The sequence below is a fragment of the Pseudomonas putida genome, from assembly GCF_050989985.1.
Taxonomy (GTDB): Bacteria; Pseudomonadota; Gammaproteobacteria; order Pseudomonadales; family Pseudomonadaceae; genus Aquipseudomonas; species Aquipseudomonas putida_AI.
On sequence record NZ_CP158815.1, the window covers coordinates 850054 to 862837 of the forward strand.

At 60.9% G+C, this 12784-nt stretch carries 13 protein-coding genes, 2 tRNA genes and 2 pseudogenes; 9 read left to right on the plus strand and 8 right to left on the minus strand.

From position 1 onward, the window contains the following. Positions 1–3: 3 nt before the first annotated feature. The 4 genes and pseudogenes from ABTV29_RS04055 to ABTV29_RS04070 all read left to right on the plus strand — a co-directional run. Positions 4–79: transfer RNA gene (locus ABTV29_RS04055), tRNA-Lys, on the plus strand. Positions 80–172: 93 nt separating this feature from the next. Further along, positions 173–249 (plus strand) — tRNA-Pro (locus ABTV29_RS04060). A gap of 147 nt (positions 250–396) precedes the next feature. Further along, a pseudogene (locus ABTV29_RS04065) lies at positions 397–1119 on the plus strand (MCP four helix bundle domain-containing protein); the annotation flags it as partial. A 303-nt stretch (positions 1120–1422) separates the two neighbouring features. Further along, positions 1423–2022, plus strand: a pseudogene (locus tag ABTV29_RS04070) (methyl-accepting chemotaxis protein); the annotation flags it as partial. A 119-nt stretch (positions 2023–2141) separates the two neighbouring features. On the opposite strand, the gene ABTV29_RS04075 reads toward ABTV29_RS04070, so the two are convergent. Genes ABTV29_RS04075 through ABTV29_RS04090 form a run of 4 tightly spaced genes read right to left on the minus strand, consistent with a single transcriptional unit; the run spans position 2142 to position 4876 of the window. Continuing rightward, positions 2142–3440, minus strand: a complete 1299-nt coding sequence (locus tag ABTV29_RS04075) for an NAD(P)/FAD-dependent oxidoreductase (protein WP_433768942.1) — start codon at positions 3438–3440, stop codon at positions 2142–2144. A gap of 60 nt (positions 3441–3500) precedes the next feature. Continuing rightward, on the minus strand, positions 3501–3674 hold the full coding sequence (locus ABTV29_RS04080) for a DUF3094 domain-containing protein (protein WP_007909875.1): 174 nt from the start codon (positions 3672–3674) through the stop codon (positions 3501–3503). A 51-nt stretch (positions 3675–3725) separates the two neighbouring features. Beyond that, positions 3726–4253, minus strand: a complete 528-nt coding sequence (locus ABTV29_RS04085) for an MOSC domain-containing protein (RefSeq protein WP_433768943.1) — start codon at positions 4251–4253, stop codon at positions 3726–3728. Further along, positions 4250–4876: a DUF1780 domain-containing protein gene (locus tag ABTV29_RS04090; RefSeq protein ID WP_057400461.1), complete on the minus strand. Its 627-nt coding sequence runs from the start codon at positions 4874–4876 to the stop codon at positions 4250–4252. Before ABTV29_RS04090 ends, ABTV29_RS04085 begins: the two co-directional genes overlap by 4 nt. A 230-nt stretch (positions 4877–5106) precedes the next feature. Here ABTV29_RS04090 and ABTV29_RS04095 point away from each other — a divergent pair, with 230 nt between their 5' ends. The 3 genes from ABTV29_RS04095 to ABTV29_RS04105 are packed head-to-tail and all read left to right on the plus strand — an operon-like array spanning position 5107 to position 8974. Beyond that, positions 5107–6471, plus strand: coding sequence for an aromatic acid/H+ symport family MFS transporter (locus ABTV29_RS04095; RefSeq protein ID WP_433768944.1), 1365 nt, complete (start codon positions 5107–5109; stop codon positions 6469–6471). Then, positions 6468–7688, plus strand: a complete 1221-nt coding sequence (locus ABTV29_RS04100; RefSeq protein WP_433768945.1) for a benzoate/H(+) symporter BenE family transporter — start codon at positions 6468–6470, stop codon at positions 7686–7688. Before ABTV29_RS04095 ends, ABTV29_RS04100 begins: the two co-directional genes overlap by 4 nt. 17 nt (positions 7689–7705) lie before the next feature. Further along, complete coding sequence (locus tag ABTV29_RS04105) at positions 7706–8974, plus strand: OprD family porin (protein WP_433768946.1); 1269 nt, start codon at positions 7706–7708, stop codon at positions 8972–8974. 8 nt (positions 8975–8982) lie between these two features. Here the strand turns inward: ABTV29_RS04105 and ABTV29_RS04110 are convergent, their stop codons facing one another. Continuing rightward, entirely contained in the window at positions 8983–9225 is a 243-nt protein-coding gene (locus tag ABTV29_RS04110) for a DUF2790 domain-containing protein (protein ID WP_433768947.1), read from the minus strand. A gap of 123 nt (positions 9226–9348) precedes the next feature. On the opposite strand from ABTV29_RS04110, the gene ABTV29_RS04115 reads away from it, so the two are divergent. Together ABTV29_RS04115 and ABTV29_RS04120 are read left to right on the plus strand one after the other, a co-directional pair. Next, entirely contained in the window at positions 9349–10281 is a 933-nt protein-coding gene (locus tag ABTV29_RS04115) for a LysR family transcriptional regulator (RefSeq protein WP_433768948.1), read from the plus strand. Positions 10282–10357: 76 nt separating this feature from the next. Next, positions 10358–11047, plus strand: a complete 690-nt coding sequence (locus tag ABTV29_RS04120; protein ID WP_433768950.1) for an energy-coupling factor ABC transporter permease — start codon at positions 10358–10360, stop codon at positions 11045–11047. Between the two features lie 44 nt (positions 11048–11091). On the opposite strand, the gene yacG is transcribed toward ABTV29_RS04120, so the two are convergent. Genes yacG through ABTV29_RS04135 form a run of 3 tightly spaced genes read right to left on the minus strand, consistent with a single transcriptional unit; the run spans position 11092 to position 12784 of the window. Next, complete coding sequence (yacG, locus tag ABTV29_RS04125; protein ID WP_433768951.1) at positions 11092–11295, minus strand: DNA gyrase inhibitor YacG; 204 nt, start codon at positions 11293–11295, stop codon at positions 11092–11094. After that, positions 11292–11915, minus strand: coding sequence for a dephospho-CoA kinase (gene coaE, locus ABTV29_RS04130; RefSeq protein WP_433768952.1), 624 nt, complete (start codon positions 11913–11915; stop codon positions 11292–11294). Before coaE ends, yacG begins: the two co-directional genes overlap by 4 nt. Further along, a complete protein-coding gene (locus ABTV29_RS04135; RefSeq protein WP_433768954.1) occupies positions 11912–12784 on the minus strand; it encodes a prepilin peptidase in 873 nt (290 codons plus the stop codon). Before ABTV29_RS04135 ends, coaE begins: the two co-directional genes overlap by 4 nt.

A 12784-nucleotide genomic window follows, 5' to 3' on the forward strand; every position in this document is an offset into this window, starting at 1 on the left:
TTTGGGTCGTTAGCTCAGTTGGTAGAGCAGTTGGCTTTTAACCAATTGGTCGTAGGTTCGAATCCCACACGACCCACCATTTTTGAGACCAGTTCGCTGGAATCGAATCTTAAGATCAGACGCCAAAAGCTCTGTTCGCAGAAGGCGCCTCTCGAAGGTGCCTTTTTTTTACCGGGGTATAGCGCAGTCCGGTAGCGCGCCTGCTTTGGGAGCAGGATGTCAGGAGTTCGAATCCCCTTACCCCGACCATATTAAAAATCCTCGTATCGAAAGATACGGGGATTTTTTTTGCGTTCAAAAAATGCAGATCGCATCAAGTCATCGTACAACTTGCCGATAACGAGCTGTCGGGGTTCAGCCCTCCACTCAAGCCATAAAAAAACAAAGGCGCTCGTTATGTTTCTTCGTCAGTTGAATATTGCCCCCCGTGCCGCATTGGGGTTTGCCTTGATCGCAGTGCTTGTGGCGCTGCTCGGGATTTTTGCCCTGGGGCAGATGTCGAGTATCCGCGAGAGCGAAGTGGCGGTGGAGAAACAGTGGCTGCCGAGCATTCGCGGCGGTGACGAGATTCGCGAAATCATGCTGCGCATTCGCACCATCTCCCTGCGCATGGCCCTGGACCAGGACCCGAAGAACATCGCGCAATACCGCAGCCAGATGGATACCCGGGACAAGGAGCTGAGCGAGAAAATCGCCGCCTACGACAAGCTGGTCACCTCGGCTGAAGGCAAGGCGTTGTATGACCAGTTCAAAAACACCTTCACGGCCTATCGCGCCGGCATTGCTCAATCATTCACCCTGGCCGAACAAGGGCGTCGCGACGAATTGACCAAGCTGTTGCTGGTCGACATGAAAACCGTGGTCGACGGTTCCGGCAAGCAGCTCAATGACCTGGCGGAACTGTTCACTCGGCAGGTCGCCGCCGAAAGCGAAAAATCCAGGGATCACTACGACACCTCACGCACGATCGTCAGCCTGTTTATCGCCCTTGCGGCTCTGGCGACCGTCGCCCTGGCCCTTTTGCTGACCCGCAGCATCGTGCGCCCGCTGAGCGACGCGGTGACCGCCGCTGAGCATGTGGCCCAAGGCGACCTGACACGTCCGATCGAAACCCGTGGCAATGATGAAGTCAGCCGTTTGCTCAAGGCATTGGCGACCATGCAGCAGAACCTGCGGGAAACCTTGCAGGGCATCAGCGGTTCCGCCACCCAACTGGCGACCGCTGCCGATGAACTGAATGCCGTCACCCTCGACAGCACCCAGGGCCTACAGCAACAGAACAACGAAATCGAACAGGCGGCCACCGCCGTCAATGAAATGACCAGTGCCGTTGAAGAGGTCGCGCGCAACGCTGTGTCTACCTCCGATGCCACTCGCCAATCCAGTGAATCGGCGCACCTGGGGCAGGAACGGGTCAGCGAAACGGCCAGTGCCATCAGTTCTCTGTCCGACGATGTACAGAGCACCAGTGAGTTGGTGCAGTCCCTGGCCAATCAGTCTCAGGATATCGGCAAGGTTCTGGATGTGATTCGTGCCATCGCCGAACAAACCAACCTGCTGGCACTCAACGCAGCCATCGAGGCGGCGCGGGCGGGGGAGAGCGGCCGAGGGTTCGCGGTGGTGGCCGATGAAGTGCGGGCCCTGGCTTACCGGACGCAGCAATCGACCCAGGAGATCGAGCAAATGGTGCAAGGCATGCGCAACGGATCGAGCCTGGCCCTGGATGCCATGAATGCCAGCGCCACCCGAGCCGCCAGCACGCTGATCCTGGCCGAGCGCGCAGGTGAGGCGCTGCAGACCATCACGGCGTCCGTGCATGAAATCCACGAGCGAAACCTGGTCATCGCCAGCGCAGCAGAAGAGCAGGCGCAAGTGGCCCGGGAGGTCGATCGCAACCTGGTGAACATTCGTGACTTGTCGGTGCGCTCCGCGGCAGGGGCGGATCAGACCAGTGCTTCGAGCCATGAGTTGTCGCAACTGGCCAATGCACTGCAGGGGATGGTGCGACGTTTCAGGGTGTAACTCGGTCAGGTAAAAAATGTGGGAGCGAGCCTGCTCGCGAAGGCGCCAGTCCAGTCGACATCAATGTCGCCTGAAAGTCAGCATTCGCGAGCAGGCTCGCTCCCACAGGTGTACCTACATCAGTGCAACTTGAGCCGTGGCTCAGTACCGCGCCCGATCTTGCTGCCCAGCATCAGCATGGCCGTACGGAACCAACCGTACAGCGCCATCTGGTGCATGCGGTACAGCGACACATAGAACATCCGCGCCAGCCAGCCCTCCAGCATCACGCTACCGGTGAGGTTGCCCATCAAGTTACCCACAGCGGAAAAACGCGACAGCGAGATCAGCGAGCCGTAATCGGTGTACTTGTACTCCGGCAACGCCTTGCCTTCGATCCGCAGCTTCAGTGACTTGGCCAGCAGCGATGCCTGTTGATGCGCGGCCTGGGCCCGTGGCGGTACGTTTCGGTCACTGCCCGGTTGCGGGCAGGCGGCGCAGTCGCCGAAGGCGAAGATGTTCTCGTCGCGGGTGGTTTGCAGGGTCGGCAGCACTTGCAGTTGATTGATGCGGTTGGTTTCCAGGCCGTCGATATCCTTGAGGAAGCCCGGCGCGCGAATCCCCGCCGCCCAGACTTTCAGGCCGGCGTTGATCACTTTGCCATCGGCGGTGATCAGGGCATCGGCCGTCACTTCGCTGACGGCAGCATTGGTCATGACGTTGACCCCGAGCTTCTCCAGGGTTTTATGCACAGGCCCGCCAATGCGCTCCGGCAGGGCTGGCAGTACCCGAGGCCCGGCTTCAATCAGGGTGATGTGCATGTTTTCCGGTTTGATCCGGTCCAGCCCATAGGCTGCCAGTTCGTGGGCGGCGTTGTGCAGCTCGGCGGCCAGCTCGACCCCTGTGGCACCGGCACCGACGATGGCCACGCTGATTTGCTCGACCTCGTCGTTTTGCCCGGCATGGGCACGCAGGTAGTGGTTAAGCAATTGCTGGTGGAAGCGTTCCGCCTGTTTGCGGGTGTCGAGGAACAGGCAGTGCTGCGCCGCGCCCTGGGTGCCGAAATCGTTGGTGGTGCTGCCGACGGAAATCACCAGCGTGTCATACGGCACTTCCCGCGCAGGTACCAGCTCCAGGCCGGCTTCGTCATAGGTGGCGGCCAGCTGGATTTTTTTCTGCGCCCGATCGAGCCCGCTCATGCGCCCCAGCTGGAACTCGAAGTGGTTCCATTTCGCCTGGGCGACGTAGTTGAGTTCGTCTTCGGAGGAGTTCAGGGATCCGGCGGCCACTTCGTGCAGCAGTGGTTTCCAGATGTGGGTCAGGTTCGCGTCGACCAGCATCACACTGGCCGTGCCGCGCTTGCCCAGAGTCTTACCCAGACGGGTAGCCAACTCCAGACCGCCGGCGCCGCCGCCGACAATAACGATACGATGGGACATGGGGATAACTCGCAAGGCTAAAAGAAATCGGTGCGGTTACCCGAGCGAGCGCAAGGCAGCTCATAGCGTCAGGTAACTGATAAATCGGCTCAACAGGCCCAGGCCAATGGTCACTGCCAACACCAGCACAAGGAGCATCCACGGCCGGAATGGCCGGCGCTCGACTCGATGCTGGGACAGCTGCAGGTACTCTTCGACATGCTTTTGGTCTTCGGGGTTCAGGCGGCTGGTCATAAAGCCCTCGTCAGGTAGACGTTGCTGAATGTGTAGAAGCTACAGGCAGATTTAGCGAACGATGAACGGAGCATAGCCGGTGTCAGGAATGGGCTCGACGCTCACCGTGTCGTCCAGGCGAATGATGCCACTTTGTAACACTCGTGCAGTGATTCCGCCATGTCCGCGTACCGCCTGAAAGGTCCCGACCCCCAGATTGTTTTCGAGGCGCGCACAGGGCTGGCACCAGCCGGTGGTCTCGAACATCGCCTGGCCAATGCGGAAGCGCCGGCCCTTGAGGCTGAACAGGTTGATTCCACTGATAACGAGATTACGCCGCAGATCTTCAGGCGTGACCGGCTGATCGTCCGGGCGCCCCATCAGCGAGCTGATCACCGCCAGGTGCTCCCACTGAATCAGCGTGACCTGCCGTGCGTTGCGCACCCCGGGTCGGGCGTGATCGCCGGTCAGGCCAGCCTCCAGCCGAGCCTCCACGGCGTCCAGTTCCATCATCGAGGCGCGCGACTGGGGCCGCACACCGATCCAGCGCACGCGTCCCAGTTGTGGCACCTCGGCAATCAATGTCTGCAATGGGCTCACAGACTGATCCCGACATCGAAAACAATGCTGCGCCCCAGGTTGCTGCGCAGGAAGTCCGGCGCGTCGGGGTGCGCGAACAGTACGCGGGCGAAAGTCGGCCCCACCAGCGACAGAGAGCGCCAGCCCTGGCGAAGATATTCGGTGGGGGGTGGAAAGTGGCTGTTGAGGTCCAGCACTTCGCGTTTGAGGCTGGCGAACGCGATGATGTCCAGTTCCCCCAGATCCATGCCGCGTTCTTTGTAGTTATGCGCTTTTTTGCGCAAGGTCGGCGCCAGTCGCAGCAAAAACTCGTTGGCCGGGATGCGTCGTGGCTTGGCTTCGCGCCGCACCAGTTGGCTGAGGGAAAACGCGCTGCGCCGGCGTTGCAGTTCGTCCCGCCATTCATCGTTGAGGCGCCGACCTTCATCGAGGACGAAAAACACCTCGAAACTCGCATCGCGGAACAACACGTCCGGCGGCTCTCCGGCCGGGGTGAACTCGTCGGCGCGGTAAGGAATGTTCAAGCCTTGCAGCAGGCGCTGGCAGACCCAACGCTCACGCTCCCATTTGCGGGCATTGGACAGGAAGGCGTTGGCCTGCTCGGCCGCGATGGTCAGCAGGCGTAAGTAATCTGAATCATCCATAGGCCCAAGCTTAGCGCTCAAATGTGATCGCAAAGAAAACACTTTGTCGCGCAACTGCAAATCCATGCGCGACGCCCCCCACCCGCAAAAGCCCAAAACCTCTCTGCACAAAACGGATAGCGATCTGCGCAGCACGGATATTGACCTGCTTCTGGCACCTCTAGCATCGGCGGCACGGACGTTCGCCGTCTTACCGACGATCTGAAAAACAACAACAAGAGATAAACGCCATGCGCAAGATCGATGTACATGAGGTTATCGACAAGGCCCGTTTCAACCGCTTTCACTGGATGGTGCTGTTCTGGTGTGCCCTGATCATCATCTTCGACGGTTACGATCTGGTGATCTACGGCGTGGTTTTGCCGATGCTGATGAAAGAATGGGGGCTCAGTCCCCTGCAAGCGGGGGCGCTGGGCAGTTATGCACTGTTCGGCATGATGTTCGGCGCGCTGTTCTTCGGGCCGCTGTCCGACAGGATCGGTCGCAAGAAAGCCATCACCATTTGCGTGATGCTCTTCAGCGGTTTCACCGTGCTCAATGGTTTCGCCAGAAACCCTACGGAATTCGGCCTCTGTCGCTTCATCGCCGGCCTGGGCATCGGCGGTGTGATGCCCAATGTCGTGGCGCTGATGAACGAGTACGCGCCGAAGAAGATCCGCAGCACCCTGGTGGCGATCATGTTCAGCGGCTACTCGGTGGGTGGCATGCTCTCCGCGGGGCTGGGCATCGTGCTGATTCCGAGCTTCGGCTGGCAGTCGGTGTTTTACGTGGCGATCCTGCCGCTGCTGCTGTTGCCGTTGATCATGTACTTCCTGCCCGAATCGGTGGGCTTCATGTTGCGCCAGGGGCGCCATCAGGAGGCGCGCGGCGTCCTGCAACGAATTGAACCGTCCTACGTCGCGCAGGCCGACGATCAACTGCACATGAGCGAAGTGAAGGGCAACGGCACGCCGGTGTTGCAGCTGTTCCGCGAGGGGCGCGCGTTGCGCACGCTGATGCTGTGGCTGGCGTTCTTCTGCTGCCTGTTGATGGTTTATGCCTTGAGTTCCTGGCTGCCGAAACTGATGGCCAATGCCGGCTATAGCCTGGGTTCGAGCCTGTCGTTCCTGCTGGTGTTGAACTTCGGTGCGATTTTCGGTGCGGTGGGCGGCGGTGTGCTGGGGGATAAACTCAACCTGCCACGGGTTTTGGCAGCCTTCTTTGCCGTGGGTGCGGTGTCGATCACGTTGCTGGGCTTCAACAGCCCGATGCCGGTGTTGTACCTGCTGATCGCGATTGCCGGCGCCACCACCATCGGCTCGCAGATTCTGCTGTACGCCTGTGCCGCACAGTTCTATTCCATGACCATCCGCTCCACCGGCCTGGGCTGGGCGTCGGGCATCGGGCGCAATGGCGCGATCGTCGGTCCGCTGCTGGGCGGCGCCTTGCTCGGGATCAGCCTGCCGCTGCAGCTGAACTTCATGGCGTTTGCCTTGCCCGGCGCGATTGCCGCCGTCGCCATGACCGTGTTCGCCGTCAGCAGCCGACGCAGTGTCGGGCAGTCACTGGACTCACAAGCGGCTTCGCCTGAAAGCGCAGTTGGCGAGGTGTCATGAACAGCTTGCTTCGGGATTTTTCCCTGTCTGCGGCCGTCGCAGGATTTATCGCCACGGTGATTTCCTACGCCGGTCCCCTGGTGATCATTTTCCAGGCCGCCGATGCGGCCCACTTGTCGCGGGAAGTGCTGTCGTCGTGGGTCTGGGCGATTTCCATCGGCAGCGCCGTGCTCGGTATCGGCTTGAGCCTGCGCTATCGGGTGCCGGTGATCATCGCGTGGTCCGCACCGGGCTCGGCGTTGCTGGTGGCGCTGCTGCCGGGGATCTCCATGCCGGAAGCGGTGGGCGCCTACCTGGTCAGCAGCCTGATCGTGTTCCTGGTGGGGATCTCGGGGGCGTTCGACCGGATCATCGGCAAGCTGCCGGCAGCGGTGGCCGCCGCGATGCTGGCGGGGATCCTGTTCAGCTTCGGAACCGGGCTGTTCGTCTCGTTGCAGAGCAAACCGACACTGGTGCTGGCGATGTTTGCCACTTACCTGATCGGTAAACGGCTGGTGCCGCGTTACGCCGTGCTGCTGGTCCTGCTGGTGGGATGCTCGATGGCATTTCTCGCCGGCGATCTGCACCGCGAAGCGCTGGTCATCGGCTTGGCCACGCCGGTGTGGATCACCCCGGCGTTCAGCCTGAGCGCGACGCTGAACATCGCCTTGCCGCTGGTGATGGTGGCGCTGACCGGTCAGTTCGTTCCCGGCATGGCGGTGTTGCGCGCCAGCGGCTATGCAACGCCGGCTGGCCCGATCATCGCCAGCAGTGCCCTGGGTACGGCGTTGTTGGCGCCGTTCGGTTGCCATGGGCTGAACCTGGCGGCAATCACCGCGGCCATCTGCACGGGTCGCGAGGCCCATGAGGATCCCGGCAAACGTTATGTGGCCGGGGTCGTGGGGGGCTTGTGTTACCTGGTGCTGGGCATCTTCGGCGCGACGCTGGTTTCGCTGTTCTCGGCGTTCCCCAGGGAACTGATCGCGGCGCTGGCGGGGCTTGCGTTGTTCGCCGCGATCGCGGGTGCACTGGCCGGTTCGATGGCAGTGCCGAGTGATCGCGAGGCGGCTCTGGTGACCTTTCTCACCACGGCCTCGGGCATGTCGCTGTTGGGGCTGTCCGCGGCTTTCTGGGGGCTGATTTTCGGCATGGTCACCCACTTGATCCTGAACGCCAGTCGTCCCGTCACCCGCAGCCAAGGCGCTGCGACAAAAGCAGTTCTTCCTGTCGATCAATAACAATAAGAGACAAAACGATGAAACAGATTTTTCCAGCAACCGGTTCCGTGTTGTCCCTGGCGCTCGCCTCCAGTTTTTCCAGCGGCGCAACAGCTGCCGAGAAAGGCTTCATCGAGGACACCACCGCTACCTTGCAAGCGCGCAATTACTACTTCAGCCGGGACTATTCGGACATCGTCGGGGCCAACCAGCAATCGAAGGCCGAAGAGTGGGCGCAAGGTTTCATCCTCAACGTCAAATCGGGTTACACCCAGGGCACCGTCGGGTTCGGTGTGGACGTGATCGGCCTGCTGGGCCTCAAGCTCGACAGCAGCCCGGACCGGGTCAACACCGGTTTGCTGCCGGTGCAGGATGACGGGCGCGCGCCGGATAACTACAGCCGTCTGGAGGGCGCGTTGAAAATGCGTTACTCCAAAACCGAGCTGAAGGTGGGGGAGTTGCAACCCAACTTGCCGGTGTTGGTCTTCAGCGATATCCGTCTGCTGCCGCCGAGCTACCAGGGCGCGAGCATCACCTCCAATGAGATCAATGGCCTGACCCTGCAAGGTGGCCATCTGAGTTCAACGAGCCTGCGCAACGAGGCGGGCGACGAAAAAATGCAGGCCATGCTCGGTCACGTACCGCAACGTCAGGTCAGCAGTGACGGCTTCAATTTTGCCGGTGCCGATTACGTCTTCAACGAGAAGCGCAGCTCGGTCAGCGCCTGGTACGGGCAACTGGAAGACATCTACAACCAGCGGTTTCTTGGCCTCAAGCACAGCGAGCCGATGGGGGACTGGGTTTTGGGCGCCAACCTCGGCTATTTCGATTCCCGCGAGGACGGTAAGAAACTGCTGGGCAACATCGACAACCAGGCGTTCTTTTCCCTGCTGTCGGCCAAGCGCGGTGGTCACACCTTTTACGTCGGGTATCAGGCCATGTACGGCGACACCGCTTTCCCGCGGGTCTTTGCCAACATCTCGCCACTGGGCAACGAGGTGCCGACCTATGAGTTTGCCTTCACCGACGAGCGCTCCTGGCAGGCGCGCTACGACTATGATTTTGCCGCCCTCGGGGTACCAGGCCTGACCAGCACGGTGCGTTACATTTCCGGCAACAACGTCGACACCGGCAAGGGTTACGAAGGCAGGGACCGCGAGCGCGATCTGGATATCGGTTATGTCCTGCAGAGCGGCAGTCTCAAGGGCCTCGGCATCCGTGTGCGCAATGCCATGGCGCGCTCCAACTACCGCAGTGATATCGATGAAAACCGCCTGATCCTGTCCTACACATGGACCCTGCTATGACTGGCTGATCACAGGTTGCTGGTGCAATCGCCCATGACCTCGTAGGTCACGCGGTGGCTCTGGCCCTGATGATCCACGTACACCATGGTCGCCGGGACCACGCCACACGCAGTCGCGGTGTCTGATACCGACACTACCCTGGCAATGTCCAGCGGCTGCGCGGGGTTGTAGGTGACGGCGGAAGGCGGGTTGCCGGCGGCTATGGCAGAGGTGGCGACAAGGGTCAGAAACAGGCTGATCAAGACTTTCATGTTGGCGTGCGTCTTTTGGGTTTCGATGGTTCAAGTCTAGTGATTGCCACAGGTGGATAAAGGGGCGCACGCCTGATACAACCTTACATAAAATGTAACAGTGACTACCCCCGAGGGAGGCTTATGGATTTGCTTAACAACTTGCGGGTGTTCGTCCGTGTCGTGGACTGCGCAAGTTTCACTGCGGCCGCGGATGCGCTGGAACTGTCCACCGCACAGGTGTCCCGACTGGTCGCGGACCTGGAGCAGCATGTACAGGCCCGCCTGTTGCAACGCACCACGCGCCGCTTGAGCCTGACCGAGGCCGGCGAGCGATTTCTGCTGCGCAGCCGACTGATTCTCGAAGAAATGGAAGAGGCAACGGCCGAGGCCCGCGGCGCTCATCTCAAACCCAGCGGGCGGTTGCGGGTACACACCATGAACGGCCTGGGGGTGTTGATCACGCCGCTGATAGCCCGTTACAGCGAGTTGTATCCCGATGTGGTGTTCGAACTGACCCTGTCGCAACGCAATCCGGATCCTTTGGAGGACGGGCAGGACGTGGTGATTTCCATTGCTCACGAACTGGCCGATTCGCAGTTCGTCGGCCAGCCCATCGGGCAGATCTACAGTGTGCTTTGCGCGTCCCCGCAATACCTGCAACGCCAAGGCGTGCCGGATGCTCCGCTGGCGCTCAACGACCATCGGTGCTTGCGCATGATCGACCCGTTGTACGGTGATCAGTGGGTGTTCGAGGACGATGAAGGGGAGCAGGCGGTCAACCCGGCCATGACCTTTCAGTGCAACGTTGCCGAGTCGATGGTCAAGGCTTCCGAGGCCGGGATGGGGATCAGCCTGATTCCGTTCTACACCGCCACGCGCTCTCTGGTCGACGGCACCTTGCTGCGTCTGCTGCCGGCCTATCGTCCCCGGCAGCGCAATGTGTATGCACTGTACCCGTCGCGACGCTTCCTCGATGCCAAGGTCCGCACCTGGGTGGATTTTCTCAAGGTGGAGTTGCCCGGATTGTTCGCCGAACATGAGGCGGTGATGAACGATTCCCGGTACTGGGCGTGAACTCGAAGGCCGTGCAACGGGCGGTGTAGACTGAGGGCCCGTTCTCGTTCGGCAAGCCAAGGGAGTAAGCCTGGCCATGATCGGCGTCGAGTTGCTGTCACCCGAAACCCTCACGCTGGGTTGGCTGATCTATGTACCGGTACTGATCTGGGCGATCTGCCGTGCGCCCTGGGTCGAATTGTTTACCGACAGCCGTCGTCAGCATCAGGTACTCGGCACGGTCTTCGCGCTGTTTTTGCTGTGGCTGGTGCGACGGGATTTCGATACCGGGGTGTCCTACCACTTCATCGGCATGACAGCGGTGACCCTGTTGCTCGACTGGCCGCTGGCAATCGTCGGTGGGCTGGTGGCGCAAGCGGGGCTGGTGCTGCTGGGGCGTCAGGACCTGACGGCGATGGGGGTCAATGGCGCACTGTTCATCCTGTTGCCGGTGCTGGTCACCGAGTGCTGTGCGATTGCGGTCGAGCGCGCGCAGCCGCGCAATCTCTTCGTGTATATCTTCGTTTCCGGTTTCTTTGCCGCGGCCCTGTCGGCGTTGCTGTGCCTGTTGCTGGCGCTCACGGTGCTGTGGTTCGACGAGCGATTCGTCATGCCCTACTGGCTCGAGGATTTCGTCGGCTACTTGTGGCTGATCATTTTTCCCGAGGCGTTCATCAACGGCATGGTGGTCAGCGCGCTGGTGGTGTTTTGTCCGGAATGGCTGGAAACCTTCAATCGCACACGCTATCTGTCCGCGCCGTGGAAGGACGACGATCCCAGGTCCTGACTCGACCCAAGCCTGGAATCGTCGGTGCTTCCCGGTACCCGATATCAGTGATGGCGGGGTTCGAAATCGCCGCTGAACAGTTCGTCCTCGGCATCCGGGGCCACTGGGATCTTGTGCTCTTCCGAGGCCCACGCGCCCAGGTCGATCAGCTTGCAACGGTCGGAGCAGAACGGCCGGTACAGGCTCTCGGGGCTCCACTCCACTGGAGCGCCGCAGGTGGGGCATTCGACGGTTGGATACTGGCTCATGACTGGCCTCCAGGCAAAGTAAGGTAAAAGTGATGCAGGCGTTCGACCTCGCTGTGCAGCCAGGCGAGGTCGCGATCGTTGACTATCACCTCGTTGGCATGGCTTACGCGATCCTGACGGCTGGACTGGGCCTTGAGGATCGCCTGGACCTGCTCTTCGCTGGTCTGGTCACGCTGCAAGGTGCGTTCGATCTGCAATTGTTCGGGGGCATCGATCACCAGCACTCGCTGGGTCATGGCGTACTGGCCGGATTCGATCAGCAGCGGTGAAACCAGAATGGCGTAAGGTGATTTTGCCAGTGCCAGGTGATGAGCGATTTCCTCGGCGATCAACGGATGCAGCAAGGCTTCGAGCCAGCGGCGTTCATCCGCGACCTCGAAGATCAATTTACGCAGGGCCGCGCGATCCAGTTGACCGTCGGCCTGCAACACGCCGGGGCCAAAGTGTTCGGCGATTTTCGCCAGCGCCGGACGGCCCGGCTCAACCACCCAGCGCGAGGCATGATCGGCATCGACCACGTGCACGCCCAGGTCGATGAAATGCTGGGCAGCGGCACTTTTTCCGCTGCCGATGCCGCCGGTGAGGCCGAGAATCCAGGGTTTTTGCGCAGGGGTATTCATTTCAAACCGACAAACTGCCAATAGAAGTCGGTTATTTGACCACCCCAGAGCATGGCAATCCAGCCGGCAATCGCCAGATAGGGGCCGAAGGGGATTGGCGTCGAGGTTTTTGCCCGGCGCAGACGCAGGTAAATCACGCCGATGATCGCCCCTACAAAGGATGAAAGCAGGATGGTCAGCGGCAAAATCTGCCAGCCGCCCCAGGCTCCGAACATCGCCAGCAGCTTGAAATCGCCGTGACCCATGCCGTCCTTGCCGGTGAGCAGCTTGAACAGCCAGAACACTGACCACAGCAGCAGGTAGCCGGCAGCCGCACCCCATAGCGCGTCATGCAATGGCACGAACAGGTCGAGGCTGTTGACGATCAGCCCCAGCCACAACAGCGGCAGCACCAGCACATCGGGCAGCAGTTGATGCTCGGCGTCGATCTGGCTCATGGCCAACAAGCCCCAGGTCAGCAGCAGCGCCATGCCGGCTTGCCAGCCGAAGCCGAAATGCCAGGCCACGAACGCCGACAACAGGCCGCAGGCCAGTTCGGTCAGCGGGTAGCGTTTGCTGATGGGCGTCGCGCAGGCCGAGCAGCGTCCACGCAGAAACACATAGCTGATGACGGGAATGTTCTCCCAGGCGCGAATCCGGTGCTCGCAACTCGGGCATTGGGAGTGAGGCAGCAGAAGATTGAAGCTGGGCAGCGGTGTTTCATTGGGCAGCCCGAGGATTTCATGGGCCTGCACGCGCCATTCGCGCTCGAGCATCTTCGGCAGGCGCCAGATCACCACGTTGAGAAAGCTGCCGACCAGCAGCCCCACCAATCCGGCGATTGCCACGAATGCCAGCGGGTAGAGCGTCATGATTTCGTTCAATGGCAT